Origin of the sequence: Nocardia arthritidis, assembly GCF_011801145.1 — a bacterium.
In the GTDB taxonomy this organism is placed as follows: Bacteria; Actinomycetota; Actinomycetes; order Mycobacteriales; family Mycobacteriaceae; genus Nocardia; species Nocardia arthritidis_A.
On record NZ_CP046172.1, the window covers coordinates 9,959,378 to 9,984,934 of the forward strand.

Consider the following 25,557-nt stretch of genomic DNA (forward strand, 5'->3'; position numbering starts at 1 on the left):
GCGGGTGCGCGGTGCGAATGGCGAAATGCGCGGCGGCCCGCGCCCGCCCCGGCTCAGCGCACTGCACGCGGTGGCGGCCGGAATCGATTTCGAGCGGTACTTCCGATGGCGGCGGGCACGCGAGGGCGATCCGTTCTACGTGCGCTTTCCCGGATTCGATCCGGTGCTGTTCACCGGGACGCCCGATGGCGCCCGCGAGATTTTCCGCGCACCGGTCGATGCGCTGAAACCGCCGCGGCCCAATCCCATCGAGCCGATGGTCGGCAGCGCCTCGCTGATCCTGACCGCGGGCGAGCGGCACCGCCGGGACCGGGCACTGCTGGCGCCCGCCTTCCATGGCACTCGGATCCGCGCGCTCGCCGAACGCATCCGGGATTCGGTCGAAACGGAAATAGACGGCGGCACAACGGGTTCCGAGAAGGCCTGGACGCCGGGGCGACTGATCGATTCGCGGGCGGCGGCCCGGGCCATAACGTTGCGGGTGATTCTGGAGGCGGTACTCGGGGTGGACAGCGAGGGCCGCCGCGCCGACTACATCGCCGCGACCGCCGAATTCCTCGACGGGTTCTCCGGGCCGCTGCTGCTGCCAGCGCTGCGACTCGGACTGTTCGGGCATGCACCGTGGGACCGATTCCTGGCGGCGCGGGACCGCCTGGACGAACTGCTTCGCGCCGATATCGCCAGGCGCAGAGCCGATTCCGCGACCCCGCGCCCCGATATTCTCAGCGCGCTGCTGAACTGCACCTACGACGACGGCAGCCCGATATCCGACGCGGACCTGTGCGAGCAACTGCGCACGCTGCTGGTGGCCGGTCACGAGACGACGGCGACCACGCTGGTATGGGCGCTGTTCCATCTCCATCGCGAACCGGAGCTGCTCGGCCCGCTGCGCGCGGAGGTGCTCGCGGCGGGCCGTGGCGCCAGCGCGACCGAGCTCGCGGGCCTGCCGTACCTCGATGCCGTCTGCCAGGAAACGCTGCGGCTGCATCCGCCGGTGCCGGTCGTATTGCGCGGGCTCACCGAATCTTTCACGCTGCGCGGGGTGCCGCTGGCGCCGGGCGACATCATGGGGGTCGCGGTGCCATTACTGCATTCGGATCCCGAGATTTGGGATGAACCGGAACAATTCCGGCCCGAACGCTTCCTCGATCGCGGCGAAAAGGGTAAATACTCCATGTTCGAGTTCGCGCCGTTCGGCGGCGGGCATCGCCGCTGCGTCGGCGCGACGCTCGCCGAATACGAGCTGCGAATTGCGCTCGCCACCATCGTTTCCCGCGTCGAATTGCGTTTGACCACGCGCTATGCCGATGGCGCCGCACCGCTGCCGGTGCCACACAACATCGCGGCCGGTCCGCGGCGGCCGATCCCGTTCGAGGTGGTCGGTTAAGTCCCACCGGCTCAACCTCTTTGAGTGATTTACATCACTAAGTCGTTTGGACGCGCCGGAATCGACCGAACGGATACCCCGCCGGTAGCTCCGCCGGACACGCCGACCTGACCGGCAACTTTCACGAAATGCGGTGCCACACAATGCGATATGTGTCGCTCGACACACCGGACGGTCTGCTGGAATTACTCGCGAATACCGCTGGCATACGCCCACCGCCGGACGGTAGGAATGTCGGAGGGTCGGGCCGTCAAAATCCGCGGGGCGCTTCGTCGCAGGCCCCGCACCAAGGAAAGAAATCTCCCTCGCCGTCGCGTGTGCGGGGCGAGAGATGGAATGGACGAGAAACCTATGCATGCCGCTTTGTACAACAGGACACCGCTGCCATCCCGTCGGGAACGGCGGCTATCCCGCCGACTGCGGCAGGGCCTGTTGTTGACCGCCGCCTGCGCGGCGGCAGGCGCGGCGATCGTCGCTCCCGCACAGGCCGACACCGGCCTGCCCGGCCTGCTCGGCTCCGGTTCCTCGGGTAATGCGGTGCAGCCGCCGCAGCAGCCGAATTTCGCGCCGCCATCGATCAACGTGGCCGACGGTGACACCGTGGGTGTCGCACAGCCGATCGTCATCAGCTTCAAGGATCCGGTGCCCGATCACGCCACCGCCGAGAAGTTCATCAAGATCACCTCGTCGAAGAAGGCCCCCGGTCACTTCTACTGGCGCGGCGACCAGCAGGTGCGCTGGCGGCCGGACCAGTTCTGGCCGGACAACACCGACGTCAAGGTGGAGGCCGGCGGCACGACCACCTCCTTCAAGATCGGTGACGCGCTGGTCTCGACCGCCGACGACACCACCCACCAGATGACCATCACCCGCAACGGCGAGGTCATCAAGACCATGCCGATCGCGATGGGCAAGACCAAGCACGAAACGCCCAACGGCACCTACTACGTCGGCGAACAGCTGCGCAAGATGATCATGGATTCGTCCACCTACGGCGTGCCCACCACCGACCCGGAGGGTTACAAGGTGGAGGTCGAGTACGCGTCCCGGATCTCCTACAGCGGCATCTTCGTGCACGCCGCCCCGTGGTCGGTTGCCCAGCAAGGCAATTCGAACGCCAGCCACGGCTGCATCAACGTGAGCACCGAGAACGCCAAGTGGTTCTTCGAGAACGCGAAGAAGGGCGATCCGGTGGTCGTGCAGAACACCAAGGGCGGCACGCTGAGCCCGTCCGACGGTCTCGGCGACTGGAACTAGTCCCGCCTCTCCGCGTCTTCAGGCCAGACCTAGGTGCGGAGACCGTCGCGTTGGCGACCGGCGGTAAGGCGTTGGGTCAGGCTAGCCCGTCCCGGCGAGTTACCCATGTTCGTGCGAGATCAGATGTCGCCTCGACCTGTCGGAGCGGCAACTGGTCAGCCAGGTCGAGCGCCTTCCCGAGTCAGAAGTTCATACCTCGTTGGACATATGGTCCGCCGTTTTGGTGACGGCGGGCCATATGTCCGTTTACGCTCCCTGAGGATTTAGAGCGCGACAACGATTTCGGGAGACCATGAGTAAGACGTCAAAGTTCAGCGTGTCGGCGTCTACCGTTAACCGAACGTTTGCTCCTGTACGTAAAGTCTCCGCAGTGCGAACGAAGCCGGAACGTGTACTGCCCCAGCCGAAAGGACGCGGCCTACGCAATCGGCCCTGGCAGGACTATGCGCTGTTCCTGGTACTCGTGGTACCGAACCTGGCACTGCTCGGGCTGTTCGTCTACCGACCGCTGATCGACAACATTCGACTGTCGTTCACCGACTGGAACATCTCGGATCCGTTCGTCAACTATGTCGGGCTGGACAACTACAAGGAGTGGTTCGGCCGGTCCGACTCCTGGCAGATCGTCACCAATACGGTGGTCTTCACCGTGGCCGCCGTGGTCGGCAGCATGGTGCTCGGCCTGGCGCTGGCCCTGCTACTCGATCGCAAACTGTTCGGCCGCAATGTGGTTCGCTCGGCGATCTTCGCGCCGTTCGTCATCTCCGGCGCCGCCATCGGCGTCGCCTTCCAGTTCATCTTCGAGCCGAGCCTCGGCCTCATCCAGGACCTGCTGCACAAGGTGGGCGTGGAGAATGTGCCCGACTTCTACCAGAATCCGCACTGGGCGCTGTTCATGGTGACGGTCACCTACATCTGGAAGAACCTGGGCTACAGCTTCGTCATCTACCTCGCGGCGCTGCAGGGCGTGCGGGCCGAACTAATGGAGGCGGCCGAGATCGACGGCGCCAGCCGCTGGACCACCTTCCGCAAGGTGCTGCTGCCGCAGCTGCGGCCCACCACCTTCTTCCTGTCCATCACGGTGCTGCTCAACTCGCTGCAGGTCTTCGACATCATCAATGTGATGACCCGGGGCGGGCCGGTGGGCACCGGCACCACAACCATGGTCTACCAGGTGTATCAAGAGTCGTTCCGCAATTTCCGCGCCGGCTACGGCGCGACGGTGGCCACCATCATGTTCCTGGTGCTGCTGATCATCACGCTGGTGCAGGTTCGGGTCATGGATCGGGGCGAACAGTGAAACACGTTGGTCCGGAATCCCTTTCGTATCAGCGCCGGGTGCTGCTGGTCAAGGTGCTCGGCTACGCCGCCATGGCGTGCGTGCTGCTCATCGTCGGGGTTCCGCTGTTCTGGATCCTGATCACCTCGTTCAAGGCGCGCCCCGACATCTACACCCACCCCGCGGTCTATTGGCCGCACAGCTGGCATCCCGAGAACTACAAGGCCGCGACCACCGACCTGCCGTTCTGGACCTTCCTGCGCAATTCGCTGATCATCACCGGGATCATCTCGCTGGTGAAGTTCGTACTCGGCGTATTCAGCGCGTACGGGCTGGTCTTCCTGCGGTTTCCCGGAAAGACCATCATCTTCCTGGTGATCATCGCGGCGCTGATGGTGCCCAACCAGATCACGGTGATCTCCAACTACGCGCTGATCGCCCAGCTGGGCTGGCGAAATACCTTGCAGGGCATCATCGTTCCGCTCTGCGGCGTCGCCTTCGGCACCTTCCTGATGCGCAACCACTTCCTGTCGCTGCCATCGGAGGTGATCGAGGCGGCCAGGATGGACGGCGCCAACTGGTGGCGGCTGCTCACCAGGGTGGTGCTGCCGATGTCCGGGCCGACCATGGTGGCCTTCGCGGTGGTCACGCTGGTGAACGAGTGGAACGAATACCTCTGGCCCTTCCTGATGGCCGACGACTCGCGGGTCGCCACCCTGCCGGTCGGCCTGACACTGCTGCAGAACACCGAGAATCCGAGCAGCACCAACTGGGGTCCGGTGATGGCGGGCACGCTGCTGACCATGCTGCCGATCCTCATCGTCTTCCTTGTGCTGCAACGGCACATGATCAAGGGCCTCACCTCCGGTGCGGTCAAGGGATAAAACAGGAGAAACCACGTGTCCAGTTCCAAATTTCCCGCGCTGTCGCGACGCGGATTCATCGGCCTGGCCGGCGCGGCGGCCGCGGGTGCGGTGCTCACCGCATGCGCTGGCAGCGGCGGTGGTTCCAAACAGGGCGGCGACGCCAACACCATCACCTTCTGGTCCAATCACCCCGGCACCTCCAAGGACCAGGAGACCGAGCTGATCAACCGCTTCCAGGCCAAGTACCCGGACCTGAAGGTGAAGCTGATCGACGCCGGTAAGAACTACGAGGAGGTGTCGCAGAAGTTCAACGCGGCCCTCTCCGGCGGCGACCTGCCGGATGTGGTTGTGCTGTCGGATGTCTGGTGGTTCAACTACGCGCTCACCGGCGCCATCGAACCGCTCGACGCGCACTTCGCCGACGCGGGCGTGAAGCTGGACGACTACGTCGACTCGCTGGCCGCCGACTACCTGTTCAACGGCAAGCATTACGCGCTGCCGTACTCCCGCTCGACCCCGCTGTTCTATTACAACAAGGATGTGTGGGCGAAGGCGGGCCTGCCCGACCGCGGCCCGAACAGCTGGCAGGAATTCGACGAGTGGGGCCCGAAGCTCCAGTCCATCGTCGGCTCCGGCAAATTCGCGCACGGCTGGGGTGACGCCAAGAACTACCTCGCCTGGACCTTCCAGGGCCCGAACTGGACCTTCGGCGGCGCGTACTCCGATCAGTGGAAGCTGAAGTTCAACGAGCCGGGCACCATCGCCGCGGGCAACTACCTGCGCGACAGCATCAACAACAAGAAGTACGCCGCCATCCGGCCGGATATCGCGACCGATTTCGGCACCGGCGTCATCGCCTCGACCATCGCGTCCACCGGTGACCTCAAGGGCATCAAGGCCAATGCGACCGGCAAACTGGAATTCGGCACCGCCTTCCTGCCGCACCCAAGCGGTCCCGGCGTCACCACCGGCGGCGCGGGCCTGGCCATCCCGGCGCGCATCTCCGATCAGCGGAAGAAGAACGCGCTCAAGTTCATCGAGTTCATCACCAACGCCGAAAGCACGGTCTACTTCTCCCAGGCCACCGGTTATATGCCGGTGCGCAAATCGGCCGCGACCAACCCCGCCGAGGCGGATTTCCTGGCGAAGAACCCGAATTCGAAGGTCGCGATCGACCAGCTGCCGCTGACCAAATCGCAGGATTACGCGCGCGTCTTCCTGCCGGGCGGCGACCAGATCATCGGCACCGGGCTCGAGCAGATCGGCCTGCAGAACCAGGATGTCGCGACGGTGTTCGCCGATGTCAGCAACAAGCTGCAGGCGATATACGACCGGCAGATCGCGCCCAAGCTGCCCAAGTAATTCACCGCGGGAAAACCGCGCCGGAACAACGGATTTCGATAGGAGACCGGATCAACATGGCGACAGTGCAATTCGAGGGCGTCACGCACCTGTACCCGGGTGCGCCGACCCCCGCCGTCGACAAGCTGGAGCTCGATATCGCCGACGGCGAATTCATCGTCCTCGTCGGCCCGTCGGGCTGCGGTAAGTCGACCAGCCTGCGCATGCTGGCCGGGCTCGAATCGGTGGAGGACGGGCGGATCCTGATCGGCGGCCGGGACGTCACCGGCCTGCCGCCGCGCGCCCGCGACGTGGCCATGGTGTTCCAGAGCTATGCGCTCTACCCGAATATGACGGTCGCGGAGAATATGGGCTTCGCGCTGCGCAATGCGGGAATGAACAAGGCCGACACCATGGTTCGGGTGCAGGAGGCCGCCAAGATGCTGGAGCTCGAGCACCTGCTCGACCGGAAACCGGCCAAGCTGTCCGGCGGCCAGCGCCAGCGCGTCGCGATGGGGCGGGCCATCGTGCGCCGCCCGCAGGTGTTCTGCATGGACGAGCCGCTGTCCAACCTCGACGCCAAACTGCGGGTGAGCACCCGCTCGCAGATCGCGGCCCTGCAGAAACGGCTCGGCACCACCACCGTCTACGTCACCCACGATCAGGTGGAGGCGATGACCATGGGCGACCGGGTCGCGGTGCTGCGCGACGGCAAACTGCAGCAGATCGCCGCGCCGCGCGAACTCTACGACAACCCGGTGAACACCTTCGTCGCCGGATTCATCGGCTCGCCCGGGATGAACCTGCTGGAGGCGCCGGTCCGGGATAATGCCGCCGAATTGGGCGAGCTGCGAATCCCGTTGCCGCGCACCGCGAAAGCGGGCGACCGGGTGATCGTCGGCATCCGGCCGGAGTCTTGGGAGGTCACCGCCGAACCGGACAGCCTCGCGGTGGACGCGGAGCTGCTGGAGGAGCTGGGCGCCGAATCGTTCGTCTACAGCCATGGCGTCACCGAGGATTGGAGCAGCCGCTCCGGCAAGGTGGTGGCCCGGGTCGACCGGCGATTCCAGGTCGCGCTCGGCGACCGGCTCCGGTTGCGGCCCAAGATGGACGAGATATTCTTCTTCGACGCCGCCACCGAGGAACGGCTGCGCTGAAGGTAAAGTAGCTCCGCCCCAAAGCATTTCGGAGAAGACACCCGATGAGGTATCGCAACGGCGCCCGTCGGGTCGCCATACTCGTGGCCGTCACCGTCGGCCTGCTGTCCGGTTGCGCCGCACCGCATACGGTTGCGCGGGCGCACGCCGCTCCCGCGACGTTCGTCCATCCCGGTGTGCTCGTCTCCCGCGAACAGCTGGACCTGGTGAAGGTGCGCCTCGCGGTCGGCCTGCAGCCGTGGAAATCCGCCTACGACAAGATGATCGGCAGCGAATACGCGTCGGCGAACCATGCCGCCAAGCCGCGGCCGGTGGTGGATTGCGGCCCGTACGACAACCCGAACAACGGGTGCAGCGACGAGCGCCGCGATGCCATCGCCGCGTACACCGACGCGCTGGCCTGGTATCTGTCCGGCGATATCCGCTACGCGCACAAGGCGATCGAGATCATGGACGCCTGGTCGGCGGCGCTCACCGACCACACCGGCAGCAACGCGCCGCTGCAGAGCGGCTGGGCGGCATCGATGTGGACCAGGACGGCCGAGATCATCAAGTACGCCTACGGCGACTGGCCGAATGCCGGTCGCTTCGGCGACCTGCTGCGAAATGTGTACCTGCCCAAGGTGATCAACGGCTCGTCATCCAACGGCAATTGGGAGCTCACCGAATTGGAGGCGGCCATCGGGATCGCCGTCTTCCTGGAGGACCGCCCGGTCTACGACAAGGCGGTCGGCATGTATCTGGACCGGGTACCCGCCTACATCTACCTGACCTCCGATGGGCCGCAGCCGAAGATCGCCGGACGCAATAAGCAGCGCACGCCCGAGGAGATCACCAAGTACTGGTACGGCCAGACGACCTTGGTGGACGGACTGGCCCAGGAGACCTGCCGCGATTTCGCGCACACCGGATACGGGTTGTCCGCCATCGCGCATATCGCCGAGACCGGCCGCATCCAGCATCAGGACCTCTACCCGCAGGTCGCCGACCGGTTACGCGCGGCCTTCGAACTGCACGCGAAATACCAACTGGGCGAACCGATGCCGGATTGGTTGTGCGGCGGCCACCTGGAGCGTGCGCTCGGGCAGGTCACCGAGGTCGGTTACAACGCGCTGCACAACCGGATGGGTCTGGATATGCCGTATACGGGCAGACTCACCGAGCAGCAGCGACCAACCGGAGCGGATATGTTCTCCCTCTGGGAGACGCTCACCCACGCCGACAATTCGGCGTAGTCCCCGCGAACGCCGGGATCCAGCCGCGTGGATCCCGGCCGCATCGGAACGTCAGGCGATCACCAGATCTTCACGCGCGCATCGGGTTCCAGATACAGCGCATCGCCGGGTTCGACGCCGAACGCCTCGTAGAAGCTGTCGACGTTGCGGACGACGCCGTTGCAGCGGAACTCCGGCGGCGAATGCGGATCCACCGCGAGCCGCCGGATGGCCTCCTCCCGGCGCACCTTGGACCGCCACACCTGGGCCCAGCCGTAGAACACGCGCTGCAGGCCGGTGAGTCCGTCGATCTCCGGCGCATCCTTGCCGTCGAGCGAAATCTGGTACGCCGCAAGGGCGATCGAGAGCCCGCCGAGATCGCCGATATTCTCGCCGATGGTGAATTCGCCGTTCACCCGGTGCTCCGCGCCGAGCTCCTTGGGCGCGAACTCGCTGTACTGCTCGATCAAAGCCTTTGTGCGCTTACCGAATTCGGCGCGGTCGGCATCGGTCCACCAGTCGACCATATTGCCGTCGCCGTCGTATTTGGCGCCCTGATCGTCGAAACCGTGACCGATCTCGTGGCCGATCACCGCGCCGATACCGCCGTAGTTGGCGGCGTCGTCGGCGTGCATATCGAAGAACGGCGGCTGCAGAATCGCGGCGGGGAAGACGATTTCGTTCATGCCCGGGTTGTAATAGGCGTTCACCGTCTGCGGGGTCATGAACCATTCGGCACGGTCGACGGGGCCGCCGAGCTTACCGAGCTGGCGATCGTATTCGGCCGCGACGCCGCTGCGATAATTGCCGACCAGATCGGTGGGATCGATCGTGACGGCCGAGTAATCGCGCCACTTGTCGGGGTAGCCGATCTTCGGGGTGAACTTGGCGAGTTTGGCCAGCGCGGCCGCCCTGGTGTCCTGACCCATCCACTCCAGGTCGGTGATATTGCGGCGGTACGCCTCCTGCAGATTCGCGACCAGCTCCTCCATCCTGGCCTTCGCCCGGGGCGGAAAGTGTTCGGCCACATACAGTTTGCCGACGGCCTCGCCGAGCAGATCCTGCACCAGCCCGACGCCGCGCTTCCAGCGCTCCCGATTCTCCTGCGTGCCGCTGAGGGTGCGGCCGTAGAAATCGAAGTTCGCCTCGACGATCTCGTCGGTGAGCATCGGCGCACGCATCCGCAAAACCCGGATCGCCGCCCAGGCCTGCCAATCCGCCAGATCCTCGCTCGCCCACAGCCGGGCGAAGGTGCGCAGATAGTCCGGCTGACGCACGACCACCTCGGCGAGCAGCTCCGGGCCGGGCCGGTCGACGCCCGCGGCCAGCGCCGAAGCCCATGCGGCCCAGTCGAATTCCGGATTTTCCTCGGCCAGGGCGGCGAAGGTGGTGAGGTTGTAACTCAATTCGGCGTCGCGGCGGCGCACCACATCCCAGTGGCCCTCGGCCAGTTTGGTTTCGAGTTCGAAGATCCGCTGTGCGGCGGCGTCCGGATCGGCGGGCAGCAGTTCGGCGATGCCCGGATATCCGGCGGCCAGCCGGAACATCCCGGACACGAAATCGAGGTACTTCGCCCGGATCTCGGCGTACTCGTCCTTGCGGTAGTAGGACTCGTCCGGCAGTCCGAGCCCGGACTGAGACAGGTTCACCAGGTAGCGGCTGGAGTCCTTGTCGTCGGTGTCGACGAATGCGCTCACCGCGCCGCCGACACCGGTGCGCTGCAGCCTGCCGAGCAGTTCGGCGAAGGCCGACCGATCCGAAACCTCCTTGATCGCGGCCAGTTCCGCGGCGATCGGTTCGAGTCCGGCGGCGGCCACCGCGGCGGTATCCATGAAGCTGGCGTACAGGTCGCCGATTTTGCGGGCATCCGAACCCGGCTCGGCGTCCGCGGCAGCGGCGTCCTGGATGATCTTCTGGACATCCAGCTCGGCCTGGTCGTAAAGCGTGCGGAAGGCGCCGTCGACCGCGCGGTCCGCCGGAATCTCGTGTGTGTCCAGCCATTTACCGTTGACGTGCGCGAACAGGTCGTCCTGCACGCGCACGCGCTCGTCGATGTGGGACAGGTCGATACCGGAGGCGCCGGTCAGCTCGGAAGTCACGCAGTCCAGTATGCCGATGCGAGGCTGGCCTGCGTGTTCTCCATCGGCGAACGGTCAGGCGTACCTCCGCATTCGCTCCGGCCATGCGCGGGTCTGCGGACGACTTCGTCGACAGCGCCGATCAGGCCGGCAGCATGATCCGATCGAATTCACCGTCGCGCACACCGGCGAGGAAGGCATTCCACTCGGCGGGCGTATAGGTGAGCACCGTGGCGCCGTGCCGCAGTGCGGTGCCGCCGTCGGCGGTATCACCCGCGAACAGCGACAGACCGAACGGTGCGGTTCCGGCCTTCAGATGGGTCAGGAACGAGGTCCATTCGCTGATGTTTACGGTGATGACGGGCTCTTCGGCGGTGCGGTTGGCCGGGTTGCGGCGGTATTTGCTGTCGCGGATGAGCACCGCATCACCATCGAATCGCACCTCGACGCATTGGTTGCCATTGTTGGATCGGGATGAGGTGAACCAGCCGGTGGAAGCCGGCCATGGGCGGGCGGTGGTGGCCATGGTGAAATTTTACATGTGAGTGTTTCGCCTGATCAGAGCCAATGATTCGGTACGTGTCAACGATTGGCCCAACGCGCGCAGATAGGCGAATCCGAGATCGCGCACCTGATCCGGATCGTCGACCGAACCGCCGAATACCGCACTCTCCGCCCAGCCGAAGGTCGGCAGTTGCTCGCCCGCGAAATCGATCAGGTGAAAGCTGGAACCGCCGAGTATCGCGCCCTCGGGCGCGCTGAACGGAATGACCCTTATGTCGATGGTCTCGAATTCCTCGAGCAGATCGGCCAGGTATTCCAGCTGACCGCGCAGCACCTCGGGTCCGCCGGTCTGCTGCAGCAGCGTCGCCTCGCCGATCACCGCGGTCAACTCCACCGGGTCGGGGCCGCGCAACCGCTCCTGGCGGCGCATCCGAATGGCGACAAGCTGTTCCACCTGCACCGGCCGGATCATCACATCGGCACTGATCAGCGCCCGCGCGTAGGCCTCGGTCTGCAACAGGCCCGGTACGACGAGGCTGTCGTAACTGCGAATGCTCTGCGCGCCGTACTCCATTCCGTACAGCCGCTGCAGATCCGGGCCGATGAGCGCCGCCGATTTGGCCCACCAGCAGCGCTGCTTGCTGGCCTCCAGCAGGGCGAGCAGTTCCGCGGACTCCTCGGCATCCACCTCGAGCAGTTCCAGCACGGGACCGATCGTGTTGCCGGTCAACACCCGGCGTCCGTTCTCCACATGCGACCAGTTGGCCGGGGTGAAGCCGACGCGTTTGGCGAAGGTGGCCGAATCGAATCCGCGCTGCTCGCGCAGCTCCCGCAGCCGAAGCACCAGCTCCCAGCGCGCGACGGTCGGCGAGACGGGTGCCATGCACGGATGCTACGCCCGCGACCTGGTGCGACGGTGCGGCCACCGTCCGAAACGACACGACGTCAGCACCGGGCCGTGACTATTGTCAACCCAGTTGTGCCGGACTAGGGTCGGTTCCACGGTCGGTCACCCACTCCCCGCGCGATCCACCCGGCATTAGGCGAGGTTCGGCATGACAGGTAGTGAGACGGTTCCCGGGGGCTACGCGGCAGCCCAGGATTACACGGCCGTCCAGGACGCGATCGCGCGCTGTCGCGGCTACCGCAAGGATCACGGGCTTTACGGCGTCGTCGATCCGGCGCTCGGGCGAATCATGTTGGAAATAGGGGCGATCGGCGCCGTCGTCATGCCCGCGCCGCTCGGTGCGCGGGTCCGCGACCGGCTCACCGCCGTCGGCCCGGTGATCGCGCATCCGCGCTCCAACCGGTGGACCTTCCTGACCGGGCCTACGGATAACTCCTACCTGGATATGAACCTCTTCGCCGATCTGTTCCGGGTGTGCGCCTCGGTGGCGCTGCCCGGCACCAGGATCGTGCTGCCGTCACCGACCGACGAGCGGGGCGGCTACCGCACCTGGATCGCGTTGCCCGACGGCGACTATCGGCCCGCGCTGGCCGAGGTCGTCGCCGTCACCAGGGCGTGCGCCGGGGGCTGGCGCGAGGTCACGGGGTCGGCTGTGGAGTCAGTGTGACGCTGAACTTGTTCTCCAGCGTCCCCTTCCAGTCCTGGTTGCACTTGTCGATCTTCGCCTGATCGCCGTTCGCCTTGTTGACGCAGTCGTAGAAGTCCTTCACGCCAGTATTGACCGCGAAGATCGTGGCTCCGATCGCGATGATCAGGCCGATGACGCCGAGAATGATGCCCGCGATGGCCATACCCTTGCCGCCGCCGTTCTTGCGCGCCAGCGCGATCACGCCGAAGATCACGGCGAGCAGGCCGAACAGATAGGCGCCGAAACACGTCACCAGCGCGACGATGCCGAGCACCAGCGCGGCGATCGCCAGGCCCTTGCTCTTGGGCGATTCCTGCCAATAGGGGCCTTGACCAGGGCCGGGGTATTGCGTCGGCGGATATTGCCCCGGCGGGGCTGATGTTGACCAGGATCCTGGGGGTACTGATCAGGCGGCGGATACTGCGACATGTATTCCTCTCGATCGATACCACAACGTCGGGGACGGCAGGGGGTACTGATCGCGCCTGCTACACAGGAATGTTAATAGGACAAATCGTCACTGGGCGCCCAACCGGGCATGCATCTCCCAAACCAGGATTTCCGACGGCCGCCGCGCCGTGACGCGCTGCCCGCCCGAGCGGGTCAACCGCACCGCATCGCCCTCGTAGAGGGTGCCGACGCCCTCCATATCCACCTCGCCGCGCGCGACGAACAGGTGCAGGTACGGCGCGTCGGGCAGTTCGACGGCGCCCTCCGGCATCCGGGCAACGTGGAACGCCGAATGGCTGCTGTTGATCGCGATGGCGGTTCGGTCGCGGTAGCGGGGCAGGCCGGAGGCCACCGTCACCAGACGGCCGCCCGCCAGCTCGTCATCGATCTCCAGCTGCTCGTAGCCCGGTGTCAGGGCCGGTTCGTCCGGGACGATCCACATCTGCACGAAATGCACCGGTACGTCGTGTTCGGCGGCATTGGACAGCCGCCACGAATCGTTCTTCTCCGAGTGCAGGATTCCGGTGCCCGCGCTCATCCGCTGGGCCAGCCCCGGATAGATGACACCGCTGTGCCCGAGCGAATCCTGGTGCACCAGCGAGCCATCCAGCACCCAGGTGACGATCTCCATATCCCGGTGCGGATGCGTTTCGAAGCCCTGTCCCGGTGTGACGATGTCCTCGTTATTCACCAGCAACAGGCCGTGGTGGGTGTTTTCGGGGTCGTAGTGCTCGCCGAAGGAGAAGGAGTGTTTCGAATCGAGCCAGGAGACGCGCGTTTTCATGCGATCGCCCCCACGATGTACATCGATGTGTGGTGTCGTGAGTGTGGACATCGGGGTCCTCCTCTCGGGACCGTGCACCGATCGCCTTTCAGGGTAGGAGTACTTCCGTCGCGGTACTCCGAATTCCTAGTAAATTGTCCTGCACAGGGCATTTTACGCGAGCGACCTACGGGTGAACGCAAGGCGAGCAGTACCAACCGGTTCGTCGAATCGCCGGTAGCGCGGGCGTGCACCGCGGCCCGCACCGGCGCCGCGGCCGCGCGCGGGCGCCGCGGCGTCGGCGTATCAGAATGGGGCACAACGGATCCGGAGGTGACGATCGCATGCGACCCGAGGCGCTCGCGGGCATCGAGCGACAACTCCGCAACCAGGCGCGCCGAGACGGCATCTCGCACTTCGTAATCGGCGTCGCGGTATTCCGCGATCGGAAACTGCTGGTGGTGCGCCGAGTTCCGGACGACTACCACGGCGGCATGTACGAACTCCCCGGCGGCGGAGTCGAATCCGGCGAAACCTTCGCCGAATGCGTGGCGCGCGAACTACTGGAGGAGACCGGGTTACGGGTGCGGGAAATCGTCGAATTCCTGGGCGGTTTCGACTACGCGACCCGCACCAAGGATCGGGTGCGCAAGTTCACCTATGTGGTCGAGGCGGAGCCGGGCGAGGTCGCGCTGGAACCCGGCGAACACGACGCGTTCGCCTGGATCGACGCGGGCGCCCTGTCGTCCCTGCCGATGGCGCCGGATATGCGCGAGGCGGTCAGCGTGCTGGTCAACAGCGCTCCGGGATGATCGCGCGGTGATTCCCGCCGACTCGCGGTACCGGTGGTAACGGTCGGACACACGGTAGCCTCACGGCGTGTCCCTTGGTCGCCCCGACAGCTCCACCCCCGCGGACGAGCAATCCACATCGCTACGTGCGGCACTGCGCGGCCGGGGCGTCGCCAGATTGGCCATCGTGCGATTCACCGGACAGTTCGGCGACGGGATGTTCCAGGCGGCGCTTTCGGGGGCCATCCTCTTCAATCCGGAACGCCAGACCGACCCGCTGGCCATCGCCGCCGGATTCGCGGTGCTGTTGCTGCCGTATTCGCTGATCGGTCCCTATGCCGGTGCGTTGCTCGACCGGTGGGACCGGCGGACCGTGCTGCTGGTGGCCAATGTGCTGCGGGCCGTGCTGATCGCGGCGGTGGCGATCGGGCTGCTGGCCGGGGCCGGGGAGATACCGCTGCTGCTGCTCGCGCTCGCGGTGGTCGGCATCAGCCGCTTCGTCCTCGCCGGTGTTTCGGCGGCGCTGCCGCGGGTGCTGGAACAGCACTGGCTGGTCGCCATGAACTCGGTGCTCGCCACGGTGTCGTCCGGCTGCGCGGGCGCCGGGGCCGCGATCTCGGTCGCGATCATCGGCGGGATCGGCGCGGGCGATTTCGCCTCGTCGGTCGCGGTCGCGGTCAGCGCGATCGGCTCGGTGCTCGGCGCGCTGGCCGCCGCAGGATTCGGCGCCCGGCAGCTCGGTCCGGAGCAGGGGAGTACCGCGACCGAGGGCACGCTGCGCGCGATCGCCACCGGCCTGCGCACCGGCGCGCGGGCGGTGTGGGAGTCGGGTGAGGTGACGACGGCGATGATCGGCATCGGCACCCATCGAATCGTCTTCGGGCTCAACACCTTGATCATGGTGCTGGTGCTGCGCCAGGCGCCCGCCGAGGGCGCCGGGCTGAACAGCGGGCTGCTCGGTTTCGGCGTCGCCATCGGCTTCGTCGCGACGGGCATGCTGGTGGCCGCGGTGGTCGCGCCGCTGCTGATCCCGCGCCTCGGGCGGCCCAGGACGGTGCTCACCGGGCTGGTGTTGGCCACCCTGGTGCAGCTCACGCTGGTGACGGCCACCGCCGTCGCCAGCTCCGGCGCGCATCAGCTGCTGCTGGCGGGCGCGTTCCTGCTCGGGCTGGCCGGGCAGACGGTCAAGCTCACCGGCGATGCGACGCTGCAGGTCGATATCGACGACGATCGGCGCGGACAGGTGTTCGCACTTCAAGACACCGTCTTCAACATGGCCTTCGTGGCGGCCATCGGGATCACCGCGCTGGTGATTCCGGCCAACGGCCGATCGCTGCCGGTGGTATTGGCCGGGGCCGCAATCTATTGCGGCGGAATGGCCGCCATCGCGTTGAACGGCAGGCGCCACCCGGTCACCAGGTGAGCGCGAATTGGTTTGCCGGGCCGGGCTTTTCCCACGAGCCGCCGAAATAATGCGATACCGATATGTGATTCGGTTCGTCCCTATCGTCCCGCATTTTCACGATCGATTCGGGTATGTTCACCAGCCATGGGAACCCGTTGCGCACCGGCACTGTTCGGTGTGGTGCTCACCGGGATGCTCGCCCTGCCGTGCCCGGCGGCCGAGGCCGCACGACATCCCTGGGCGCCCCCACCGGTAAATAGTTGCGGCGAAACGGGTTTCGATCCGCTCAATCGCGAACCGGATCCGAGCCTGCCGCCACCGCCGATCATCCAGGTGCCGCCGACGATCGATATCCCGGTGCCGGTGCCCGAGCTCACCCCGGTGCCGGTGCCCGATCCGCCCCAGGACAACACCAGGATCGACGCCGAGCCGCTGCCCGAGGATCCGTGCCGGAATCCATGTCCCGACATCAGGGACACTCCGAAGCCGCCGGATCCGGACCCCGCACCCGACCCCGGCGGTCCCACCGGGTCGAGTTCCGGGTCCGGTTCGGGCTCCGGCACCGGCTCGTCGGACTCCGGATCCCCGATCAAGATTCCCAGCGTGCAGTTCCGGCCGGAGATCGAGCCGATCCCGATTCCGGTGCCCGGCGGTCCCGGTGATCCGCCGCAGCCCGCGCCGCCGCAGGTGGTGCATCCGGCCGAACCCGGGCCGGTGAGCGAGCCGGTGCCGCCGCCGCGCGTCGATTCGGTCGATCTGGTCGGTCAGGTCACCGGGCACGGCTCGCAGAACCGCACCGATATGCGCTGGCAGGTGGACGGCACCGACCTCGGCATCACCTGGGAGACCAAACCCGGCGAGATCGCGGTCATCTTCGGCGACACCTTCGGCGACGGCTGGGAGGCCGGCGGCGTCGGCGGACCGGACTGGCGCAGCAACGTCATCGGGTACAGCACCAACCGCGACCTGTCCAAGGGGCTGGTCATCGACAATATGGTGCAGAACAGCCGGTGCCACGCCGCCGAGCTGCTCGGCAGCCGCAAGATCAAGAACTGGGAGACCACCACCATCCCGACCTCCGGTTTCGCCCTCGGGAACCGGCAGTACCTGAGCTATATGTCGGTGAACCACTGGAGCCGGATCCCGGGCCTGTGGTCGACCAACTTCGGCGGCATCGCCTACTCCGACGACGACGGACGCACCTGGGTCAAGGATCAGCACGCCCACTGGGACAACCTCTTCGGGCTCGGCCGGTTCCAGGTGGCGGCGATGGTGCCGCAGGGCGACTACGTGTACATGTTCGGCACGCCGAACGGGCGGGTCGGCGTGATCGGCCTGGCCAGGGTGCCCAAGGACGAGGTGCTGAACAAGTCCGCCTATCAGTACTGGGTGGGCGGCACCTGGGCGCCCGCCGCCGAAAACCTCGCGACGCCACTGGTTCCCGGCATCGCGAGCGAACTTTCGGTGCGCTACGACCAGGATTCCGGGCAGTGGCAGATGGTGTATCTGGATACCGCGCGCGGCACCATCGTGCTGCGCACTTCGGCTACGCCGCAAGGGATTTGGACCGATGAGGTGCCGCTGGTCGACACCTCGGACTATCCCAAGGCGTACGGCGGCTTCATCCACCCCTGGTCCACCGGTAAGGATCTGTACTTCACCATCTCGGCCTGGGACACCTACAACGTGTACCTCATGCACGCCCAATTGGATTCGGCGAACTGAGCTGAGGCCCACAGGGCCTCAGGCCCGGCGGAATTCGATGATCCGGCCGGGACGCGCCTGTGCGACCGCATCGATATCGGCGTCGGCCACCACCGCGATCACCGGATAGCCGCCGGTGATCGGGTGGTCGGCGAGGAAAATCACCGGCTGACCGCTCGGCGGCACCTGGATCGAGCCGAGCGCCATACCCTCGGTCGGCAGTTCGGCGTCGATGGCGCGGCGCAGCGGCGGACCCGACCGGCGGTCCAGCCGGGCGCCGATCCGGTCGGTATCGGTGGACACCACCCACCGGCCCGCGAAAAGCGTTGCGGCATCGGCGAACCAGTCGTCCCGCGGGCCGAGGTGCGCGCCGATGATCAGCGGTTCCATCGAAGGCGCAGGCACCGGGGCGAATTCGACGATGGGCATGGTGCGCGGCGGTGGGCCGACCGGCAATCGGACGCCTGGGCGCAGCGGCTCCGGGCCCAGGCCGGAAAGGGTGTCGCGGCTGCGGGATCCGAGCACCGGAGCCACGTCGATACCGCCGCGCACCGCGACGTAGCTGCGCAGCCCGCTCGCGCTCAGCGCGAGCCGCAGCACCTGGCCTTCCGCCAATTCCAGCACGCTGGCATGACCCACCGGGGTGCCATCGATGGACGCCTGTGCCTGCGCGCCGGTCACCGCGACGGTGACGTGCCGTTCGGCGCGCAGCGCCAATCCGCCTAGGAGCACCTCGATTCCGGCGAATTCCTCCGGATTCCCGACCAGGCGATTGGCGAGGCGCAGCGAGCCGCGGTCGGCCGCGCCCGCTGGACCGACGCCGGAATCGAACCAGCCGGGACGGCCCAGATCCTGGATGGTGGCCAGCGGTCCGACCTGCTCGACGACGATCATCACCGCACCGCCTCGAAGCGCACCGCGGCACCCGCCCGGACAAGTGCGGGCGGATCTCGTTCCACATCCCACATGGTGAGTTCCGTGGTGCCGATGAGCTGCCAGCCGCCCGGGGTGCTGCGCGGATAGACGGCGCTGAAACCGCCTGCCAGCGCGACGGATCCGGCCGGGATCGCGGTCCGCGACTGGGCGCGCCGCGGCACGGTGAGCCTGCCGTCGGGGGATTCCAGATAGCCGAATCCGGGTGCGAAACCGACGAAGGCGCAGCGCCACACCGTACCGGTGTGCGCGGCAATCACTTCCGCGGTGGTCATGCCGAGGTGTGCGGCGACATCGGCCAGATCAGCGCCGTCATAGCGGACCGGTATCAGCACGGGCTCGTCGGCAAAATCATTGCGCGCCACTGTTTCACGGGAAACATCGGCCGAATCCCGCGTTCCCGCCGCCGTATCCAGGCGATGGAGCAGTTCCTTGCGGACCGGTTCGGCGGCCTGCGGCGAAACCAGCGTCACCAGAATGGTTTCCGAGGCGGGCAGGATATCGGCGACGCCGGTGACGGGTTCCCGGCGCAGCCGGTCGGCCAGCAGCGTCGTCGTCGCATGATCCGGTGGGGTGAGCAATAGCGCGCGATCACCGGCAGCGCGAATCAGCCGAGCCGGGTCGAGCCGGGTCGGCGGGCCCTTCGGGGCCGGATCCGTCATCGCACCGCATCCATTACCGCAGCACCGGAGGTTATCCGGTGGTTCACCAACCGTGGGAGCAGATGGTACCGCGCGGAAAGCGGGACCTCACACGAAGGCTTCGACCGGAATCCCTGCCTCGGTGAGACTGCTGCGGATCAGCCTCGCCATCTCCACCGCAGCCGGAGTATCGCCGTGCACACACAGGCTCGCCGCGGCGACCGTCACCTCACCCGAACCGTCGACGATCCGCGCGGTACCCGACATCGCGATCGAAACCGCCTGCGCCACCGCCTCCTTCGTGTGCAGCACCGCGCCGGGCAGCTTGCGCGAGGCCAACAGACCCTCGGCGGTATAGGCCCGATCGGCGAAACCCTCGCCGACGAACCGGATCCCGGCCTCCTCGGCGGCCTTCGCCATATGCGTATCCGCCGGCCCGAGCAGGGCCAGCTCGCTGTCGAAATCGACCATCGCGCCCACCAGCGCGGCCGCGAGCCTGGGATCGCCCGCTGCCGAATGATAGAGCGCGCCATGCGGTTTCACGTATCGCACCCGATCGCCCGCGGCACGCGCGAAAACCTCCAGGCTGCCGATCTGGTACAACACCTCGTCACGCAGCTCGGCCGGTTCGATGGCGATCGCGCGTCTGCCGAAACCGGCCAGGTCGCGATGACCGACATGGGCGCCGATCCGGACGCCGCGCTCCACGGCGAGCGCACACGTGCGGCGCATGATCGACGGATCGCCCGCGTGGAAACCACACGCGATATTGGCGCTGGTGACGATATCGAGCATGGCGGCGTCATCGCCCATGGTCCACGACCCGAAACCCTCACCGAGATCGCTATTGAGATCGAGCGGCATCGGGGCTCCTTTCTAAGACGCGAGGACTATCTCCAGACTGTCACGTCCGCGTCGGGTCGGCTTACCCGATCAGCATGTACGACCGGCGGTATTCGGCCGTCGCCGGGGGCGGGTCGAAATCCAGACTGCTCAACACGGGTAGACGTGCACTTCGGTCGCCTTCACCGCGAAAAAGACCGGCAGACCCGGCGCGAGATCCAATTCCGCGACGGCGGCGGGCGTCAGGTCGGCGGCCAGGCCGGGGGAGCCGTCGGGGTTGTCCGCGCCGCGCACCCTGATGATTCCGCCGCGATCGGTGAGTTCGGCGATCCGGATCCGGAAGGTATTGCGCGGGCTGCCTTCCGGCTGTTCACGATGCACCGCCACCGCCGAAGGCGCGAACACCGCGGCCGCCCGGCCGCCCCGGGTCAGCGCGCCGTCAATGCGTCCCAGCACTTCTACATCGTCGGCCACTACCGCGCCGACCTCGTCATTTCCGACCCCCGAACTGCTCGCGGCCGTGCCGACCAACAGGTTCACCCCCGCGACCCGCGCCGCGAACCCACTGCGGGGCCGCGTCAAAACCCTTGTGACTGGACCTGATTCGACCACGCGGCCCGACTCGATCACCACCAGACGATCGGCCAGCGTGAGCGCATCGATGATGTCATGGGTCACCAGCACCGCGCTGCGGGTCGCCCGCGAATGGCCGATTGTTCCGCGGCCCGCCACAGCCGTCGACCCGAATCCGTGCCCTGGCCGCACACCCGCACCGGCGGCGGTGTCGACCGATGACCCGATGCCACCCTGCGCCGCCAGCGACCCGAAACCATCCAGCGCCGAGCCACGCTGCGCTCGCGGATCGACACGGGTGTCGGCCGGTGATTCGTTGTGCTCACGCGCCGCAGCCGTCGACCTGAGATCATTCGGCACCGAGCCGCGCCGCGCTCGCGCACCGGCAAGGATGTCGCCCAATGATCTGATTCGGTCCCATGCTGTAAGGCTCGGCCTGCCGACAGCCCATGCGGCAGAGCTTGATTCGAAATCCAGCGGGTCGGCGTCAGGCCCGGCACCAGCCGCCGGATCGCGCAATACCCGGCGCAGCAGCGCCCGCATCGCCGGTGCCACGGCGACATCCAGTGCCGCCATCGGCTCATCCAACAGAATGAGCCGCGGGCGTACGGCGAGTGCCCGCGCCAGCGCCACCCGCTGCGCCTGGCCGCCGGACAATTGTCCCGGTTTGCGCCGTGCCAACTCCACAGCGTCGACGGCGGCAAGCCATTCGTGCGCGACGGCCCGCGCGGTGCCCGCCCGCAGCCCGCCGCTGCGCGGCCCGAACGCCACATTCTGCGCCACCGTCAGATGCGGAAACAGCAGCGGTTCCTGCGCGAGCAGCGAGATCCCGCGCCGATGCGGCGGCACCGCAATCGATTTCCCGGTATCGGTCAGCGTCCGTCCACCGAGCCGCACCTGCCCGGCGTCGGGACGCACCAACCCGGCGATCACATCCAGCAGCGTCGACTTCCCGGCCCCATTGGGCCCGAGTACCGCGAGCACCTCACCCGCGCCCACCTCCAGCCGCACATCGAAATCCCGATCCGCCAGCCGCGCAACAACTTCCAATCCGGCCCCGACCGCATTCGGGTCATCTGCCCGCCGCGTCATCGCCGACCACCAACCATCTGCCCCCGGTTCGTACCGAGCCCCGTTGACGCGGGCCATGGGCATACCCACACCGCCACGTCCATGAGTCGCCGTGGCTGCGCACCGACAGCACCACCCCGAACCAGCCCCTGGCTAGCCGAACTCCGAATCCCGTTCGCATTGCGCCAATCCGGCAAGGGGGATCGCGCAAAGGCTGACCGATCGCCCCACCGGTGCACGGTCACCTCGCGCCACCGCCATGGCCAATCCATCGACCAACCGCCGCATCGCCCAATCCCATTCGCATCACGCCAAGCCCACACAGAACGGGATCGCGCAACCGCTGACCAATGTCCCCACCGATGCACCGTCACCTCGCGCCACCGCCATGGCCGACCCATCAACCAACCGCCGCATCGCCCAATCCCATTCGCATCACGCCAAGCCCACACAGAACGGGATCGCGCAACCGCTGACCGATCCCGCCACCAATGCACCGTCATCTCGCGCCACCGCCATGGCCGACCCGGCATCGACTGGCCGTTTCTCCCGATTTCTTTCGCGCCAGGCTTATTCGGCACGGCACCGGAATCAACGCTCATCGGTTGGCCGCACATCGCCGCGTTTACTTCCCGGCGATACCGGCGTCCCGTTATCCCACAGACGATTCCCGAATCGCATTCATGCGGCGTTGGTACCGCGAGTTCGAGACTCATCGGTTCGCTCCCGTGTCGGGGCGCGGTTGGGTTCCGGGGCGCCACCATTCACGGATTGCCGAACGGCCGCTTTGGAGGGCGGTGCCGGGCATGGGGCCGGAGCGGCGGTAGGCGATCAGGACGATGAGGATGGCGACTATGACGAGCAGGACCGAAAGGGCTACCGCCGCATCGGGATCGGCCTCGCGTTCCAGGTAGATCTCCAGCGGCAGGGTGCGGGTGCGGCCTTGCAGGCTGCCTGCGAAGGTGATGGTCGCACCGAATTCGCCGAGGGCACGGGCGAAGGACAGCACCGCGCCGGACAGCAGCGCGGGACGCAGCAGCGGGAGGGTGACCCGCCACCACACCGTCGTCGGGCGGGCGCCGAGCGTCGCGGCGATCTGCTCGTAGTGGTTACCCGCCGTGCGCATCGCGCCCTCCAGGGTCAGCACCAGAAAGGGCAGGGCGACAAACGTTTGCGCGAGTACCACGGCGGTGGTGCTGAACGCGATATGAATTCCGGCCGCCTCCAACTGTTTTCCGAGCAGCCCCTGGCGCCCGAAGGTGTACAGCAGCGCGATACCGCCGACCACCGGCGGTAATACCAAGGGCAGCAGCACCATTGCCCGCAGCAGCGGCAACCCGCGCCAGCGCGACCTGGCCAGCACCGCCGCCATCGGCACCCCGAGCAGCACACACAGCACGGTGCTCGCGGTCGCGGTGCGCAGGCTAAGCCAGAGCGCGTCCTGTGAGGCGGTTGTGCGCACCGCGGTGAAAAAGCGCGACCATTGGACCCCGCCGGCCAGCGCCGCCAACGGCAACAGCACCAGCGCGAACCCGGCCGCCGACGGCAGCAGCAACCAGCGCGGAAGCCCGGTCCTCACCGGAAATACCCGGTCCGCCATGCGCGGGCATCGCCCCGCCGCTTCGCTCGCGTGGCCACTTACGGCGCCCCGAATCCGGCTCCCTGCAGCGCCGCCCGCCCCTTCGGCCCGGTGACCAGGCCCTCGAATTCGTGTGCCAACTTCTCCTGCTTCGAATCCTTCAGCACCGCAATGGGATAGGTGTTGACCGCGGCCGCGGACTCCGGCATCGAAACGGTGGCCACCTTCGCACCCGCCGAGGTCGCGTCGGTCACGTACACCACGCCGGCATCGGCCTGGCCGGAGGTCACCTTGGTGAGCACATCCGTCACCGACTGCTCCTCGCTCACCGGTTTCAGCGCGACACCCGCCGCATCGGTGACCTTCTTGGTGGCCCGCCCGCACGGCACCGGCGCGGCGCACACCACCAGCTGCAACCCGGGTTGGGTCAGATCACGCAGTCCGGCAACGTGTTTCGGATTGCCGGGCGCGGTGACGATGGTGAGCACATTGGTGGCGAAGTTCTGGGTGGCCTCGGTGATCCGGCCGCCCTTGACCGCAGTATCCATGGTCACCGGGTCGGCGGCGGCGAAAACGTCGGCGGGCGCGCCCTGATTGATCTGCGCCGCGAGGTCGGATGAACCGGCGAAGGAGAACTGCACCTTGGCGCCGGGATGATCGGCCTCGAATTGTTTGGCCAGATCGGTGAACACCTGCTTCAACGACGCGGCCGCATACACCGTAACGGTATCCGAGCCGGACTTACCGGAATCATCACTGCCGCAACCGGTTACCACCACCGCGGCGAGCGCGCCCGCGACCGATGCGGCGACCACCCGGTTCATTCGGCGGCCGTTTCGACCACGACGGTGGTCGCCTTCACGCTGGCCATCGCCACACTTCCGGGTTCCAGCCCCAGTTCGCGCACCGCATCGGCGCTCATCAACGACACCACTGTGAACGGTCCGCATTGCATCTCCACCTGAGCCATTACCGTGTCGGTCACCACGCGGGTGACCAAGCCGGGAAACCGATTACGCGCCGAGCTGGCGCTGCCGAGCCGAGCCCGCGGCGTCCGTGCCTGCTCGACGGCGAGGGCCGCGAGTTCTTTGCCATCGATCACCAACCGGCCGGAGGAATCCTTCGTCGCGGTGAGCGCGCCGGCATCGATCCAACGGCGCACGCTGTCGTCGCTGACGCCGAGCAGTTCGGCGGCGTCACGTATTCGCAGGGTGGCCACGCGCCGAGCTTAGTTCCGCGAACTCGGACAAACCAATCGTATGAATCCGCAAACGCGGAGGAAAACCGGGCAGGCATGGTTGTGTTCTCCGCCGAGCAGTACGCTCGACCGGGTCATGGCCATGAATTTCGTTGACTTCGGTCGGCGCCTGTTCGACCCGTCCTGGCTCGAGCAATGGATCACCGTCACCACCGCATGGGTGGATCCGGTTGCCGACCTGGGCTCGGGTGCGGTCACCGCGCTGGTTCCCGATGTCCTGATGACGGTGCTCAGCGAGGGCATCCTGAGCCGCTTCGGCGGGCAGGAGGTCAGCGCCACCCTGCTCGGCCACGACCTGCACGCAACGCTGGACGTGTTGAAGGTGCGCAGGCGCGGAGCGCATTTCCAGACCAAGACGATGCTGTCGGCACTGCGCTGGGACGAACATCCGATCGAGCAGGTCACCGTCATCGCGCACGGCGTCCGCCTGATCCCCGGCGTGCCCGCGAAGGTGCGCAGCTCCCAGCTCGACATCGACGGCGTCATCACCACGGCAGCGCTGGTCGGCTGGCTCAACACCCGGCAGCCGGAGTGGCAGCTCACCGTGCACAAATCCGGCCTGATCCGCGCCCATCACCGCAAAAGACGCCTGTCCGCCCTGGTCGACGCCTCAGTGACGGACAACCAGCTCGCGCTGGAGATAAGGCGGGCCAACTGGTTCGGCATCCGGCTGCCGCGCCGCCTCTACCGCGTGCCGCCCGTCCCGCTGACCGACCTGCCGAACAATGCCCGTGTCGTACAGGCCGTCCGCGACGGCCACCTGATCCGCTGGCGCGTCGAACTCCCGGAGATCGTCGGCTCCTTCGATTTGGCGCAGATCCGCGCCGCGATCGTCGCGGGCACCACCCTGATCGTCTTCTGAAACCCG

General features: G+C 66.8%; 23 protein-coding genes and 2 pseudogenes. 12 read left to right on the forward strand and 13 right to left on the reverse strand.

What is annotated here, in order from left to right; translation table 11 throughout:
* Window positions 1-4: 4 nt before the first annotated feature.
* The 7 genes from F5544_RS45520 to F5544_RS45550 all read left to right on the forward strand — a co-directional run bounded on the left by F5544_RS45520 (window position 5) and on the right by F5544_RS45550 (window position 8,522).
* The gene (locus F5544_RS45520; RefSeq protein WP_342760407.1) at window positions 5-1,387 is read left to right on the forward strand and encodes a cytochrome P450; all 1,383 of its coding nucleotides are present in this window, start codon (window positions 5-7) and stop codon (window positions 1,385-1,387) included.
* 351 nt (window positions 1,388-1,738) lie between these two features.
* Window positions 1,739-2,644, forward strand: coding sequence for a L,D-transpeptidase (locus tag F5544_RS45525; protein ID WP_238847014.1), 906 nt, complete (start codon window positions 1,739-1,741; stop codon window positions 2,642-2,644).
* Between the two features lie 370 nt (window positions 2,645-3,014).
* Window positions 3,015-3,944, forward strand: a complete 930-nt coding sequence (locus F5544_RS45530) for a carbohydrate ABC transporter permease (RefSeq protein ID WP_194252459.1) — start codon at window positions 3,015-3,017, stop codon at window positions 3,942-3,944.
* Window positions 3,945-4,015: 71 nt separating this feature from the next.
* Complete coding sequence (locus F5544_RS45535; protein WP_225726253.1) at window positions 4,016-4,807, forward strand: carbohydrate ABC transporter permease; 792 nt, start codon at window positions 4,016-4,018, stop codon at window positions 4,805-4,807.
* A 15-nt stretch (window positions 4,808-4,822) separates the two neighbouring features.
* Window positions 4,823-6,151, forward strand: coding sequence for an ABC transporter substrate-binding protein (locus F5544_RS45540; RefSeq protein ID WP_167478847.1), 1,329 nt, complete (start codon window positions 4,823-4,825; stop codon window positions 6,149-6,151).
* Between the two features lie 56 nt (window positions 6,152-6,207).
* Window positions 6,208-7,287, forward strand: a complete 1,080-nt coding sequence (locus F5544_RS45545) for an ABC transporter ATP-binding protein (protein ID WP_167478848.1) — start codon at window positions 6,208-6,210, stop codon at window positions 7,285-7,287.
* 44 nt (window positions 7,288-7,331) lie between these two features.
* Window positions 7,332-8,522, forward strand: coding sequence for an alginate lyase family protein (locus tag F5544_RS45550; protein ID WP_167478849.1), 1,191 nt, complete (start codon window positions 7,332-7,334; stop codon window positions 8,520-8,522).
* A 59-nt stretch (window positions 8,523-8,581) separates the two neighbouring features.
* Here the strand turns inward: F5544_RS45550 and F5544_RS45555 are convergent, their stop codons facing one another.
* The 3 genes from F5544_RS45555 to F5544_RS45565 all read right to left on the reverse strand — a co-directional run bounded on the left by F5544_RS45555 (window position 8,582) and on the right by F5544_RS45565 (window position 11,966).
* Entirely contained in the window at window positions 8,582-10,600 is a 2,019-nt protein-coding gene (locus tag F5544_RS45555; protein ID WP_275107000.1) for a M13 family metallopeptidase, read from the reverse strand.
* 121 nt (window positions 10,601-10,721) lie between these two features.
* On the reverse strand, window positions 10,722-11,105 hold the full coding sequence (locus F5544_RS45560; RefSeq protein ID WP_167478850.1) for a DUF397 domain-containing protein: 384 nt from the start codon (window positions 11,103-11,105) through the stop codon (window positions 10,722-10,724).
* A 9-nt stretch (window positions 11,106-11,114) separates the two neighbouring features.
* The gene (locus F5544_RS45565; RefSeq protein WP_167478851.1) at window positions 11,115-11,966 is read right to left on the reverse strand and encodes a Scr1 family TA system antitoxin-like transcriptional regulator; all 852 of its coding nucleotides are present in this window, start codon (window positions 11,964-11,966) and stop codon (window positions 11,115-11,117) included.
* Window positions 11,967-12,138: 172 nt separating this feature from the next.
* On the opposite strand from F5544_RS45565, the gene F5544_RS45570 reads away from it, so the two are divergent.
* Entirely contained in the window at window positions 12,139-12,657 is a 519-nt protein-coding gene (locus F5544_RS45570; RefSeq protein ID WP_167478852.1) for a hypothetical protein, read from the forward strand.
* Here the strand turns inward: F5544_RS45570 and F5544_RS45575 are convergent.
* Window positions 12,629-12,952, reverse strand: coding sequence for a DUF4190 domain-containing protein (locus tag F5544_RS45575; protein WP_238847015.1), 324 nt, complete (start codon window positions 12,950-12,952; stop codon window positions 12,629-12,631). The genes F5544_RS45570 and F5544_RS45575 overlap by 29 nt on opposite strands.
* 243 nt (window positions 12,953-13,195) lie before the next feature.
* Window positions 13,196-13,963 (reverse strand): pirin family protein, encoded by a 768-nt coding sequence (locus F5544_RS45580; RefSeq protein WP_167478853.1) that lies wholly within the window; start codon window positions 13,961-13,963, stop codon window positions 13,196-13,198.
* A gap of 272 nt (window positions 13,964-14,235) precedes the next feature.
* On the opposite strand from F5544_RS45580, the gene F5544_RS45585 reads away from it, so the two are divergent.
* The 3 genes from F5544_RS45585 (at window position 14,236) to F5544_RS45595 (ending at window position 17,812) form a co-directional block, all read left to right on the forward strand.
* Window positions 14,236-14,703 carry an NUDIX hydrolase gene (locus tag F5544_RS45585; protein ID WP_167478854.1) on the forward strand — a complete coding sequence of 156 codons (468 nt, stop codon included), beginning with the start codon at window positions 14,236-14,238 and terminating at the stop codon, window positions 14,701-14,703.
* Window positions 14,704-14,836: 133 nt separating this feature from the next.
* The gene (locus F5544_RS45590; RefSeq protein WP_238847564.1) at window positions 14,837-16,105 is read left to right on the forward strand and encodes an MFS transporter; all 1,269 of its coding nucleotides are present in this window, start codon (window positions 14,837-14,839) and stop codon (window positions 16,103-16,105) included.
* Window positions 16,106-16,231: 126 nt separating this feature from the next.
* The gene (locus tag F5544_RS45595; protein ID WP_167478856.1) at window positions 16,232-17,812 is read left to right on the forward strand and encodes a DUF4185 domain-containing protein; all 1,581 of its coding nucleotides are present in this window, start codon (window positions 16,232-16,234) and stop codon (window positions 17,810-17,812) included.
* Between the two features lie 18 nt (window positions 17,813-17,830).
* On the opposite strand, the gene F5544_RS45600 is transcribed toward F5544_RS45595, so the two are convergent.
* From F5544_RS45600 to F5544_RS45630, 8 genes and pseudogenes are all read right to left on the reverse strand, one after another.
* Window positions 17,831-18,685, reverse strand: coding sequence for a biotin-dependent carboxyltransferase family protein (locus tag F5544_RS45600; protein ID WP_167478857.1), 855 nt, complete (start codon window positions 18,683-18,685; stop codon window positions 17,831-17,833).
* Complete coding sequence (locus tag F5544_RS45605; protein WP_167478858.1) at window positions 18,685-19,386, reverse strand: 5-oxoprolinase subunit B family protein; 702 nt, start codon at window positions 19,384-19,386, stop codon at window positions 18,685-18,687. Before F5544_RS45605 ends, F5544_RS45600 begins: the two co-directional genes overlap by 1 nt.
* A gap of 87 nt (window positions 19,387-19,473) precedes the next feature.
* Complete coding sequence (locus F5544_RS45610) at window positions 19,474-20,229, reverse strand: LamB/YcsF family protein (RefSeq protein WP_167478859.1); 756 nt, start codon at window positions 20,227-20,229, stop codon at window positions 19,474-19,476.
* A 129-nt stretch (window positions 20,230-20,358) separates the two neighbouring features.
* Window positions 20,359-21,141 carry a TOBE domain-containing protein gene (locus F5544_RS45615; protein WP_238847566.1) on the reverse strand — a complete coding sequence of 261 codons (783 nt, stop codon included), beginning with the start codon at window positions 21,139-21,141 and terminating at the stop codon, window positions 20,359-20,361.
* A 153-nt stretch (window positions 21,142-21,294) separates the two neighbouring features.
* Window positions 21,295-21,873: pseudogene (locus F5544_RS46970) on the reverse strand (sulfate/molybdate ABC transporter ATP-binding protein); the annotation flags it as partial.
* Between the two features lie 799 nt (window positions 21,874-22,672).
* A pseudogene (locus F5544_RS45620) lies at window positions 22,673-23,452 on the reverse strand (ABC transporter permease); the annotation flags it as partial.
* Window positions 23,453-23,490: 38 nt separating this feature from the next.
* Complete coding sequence (gene modA / locus F5544_RS45625) at window positions 23,491-24,255, reverse strand: molybdate ABC transporter substrate-binding protein (RefSeq protein ID WP_167478862.1); 765 nt, start codon at window positions 24,253-24,255, stop codon at window positions 23,491-23,493.
* A complete protein-coding gene (locus F5544_RS45630) occupies window positions 24,252-24,650 on the reverse strand; it encodes a TOBE domain-containing protein (RefSeq protein ID WP_167478863.1) in 399 nt (132 codons plus the stop codon). Before F5544_RS45630 ends, modA begins: the two co-directional genes overlap by 4 nt.
* A gap of 121 nt (window positions 24,651-24,771) precedes the next feature.
* On the opposite strand from F5544_RS45630, the gene F5544_RS45635 reads away from it, so the two are divergent.
* Entirely contained in the window at window positions 24,772-25,551 is a 780-nt protein-coding gene (locus F5544_RS45635) for a hypothetical protein (protein ID WP_238847016.1), read from the forward strand.
* Window positions 25,552-25,557 lie beyond the last annotated feature (6 nt).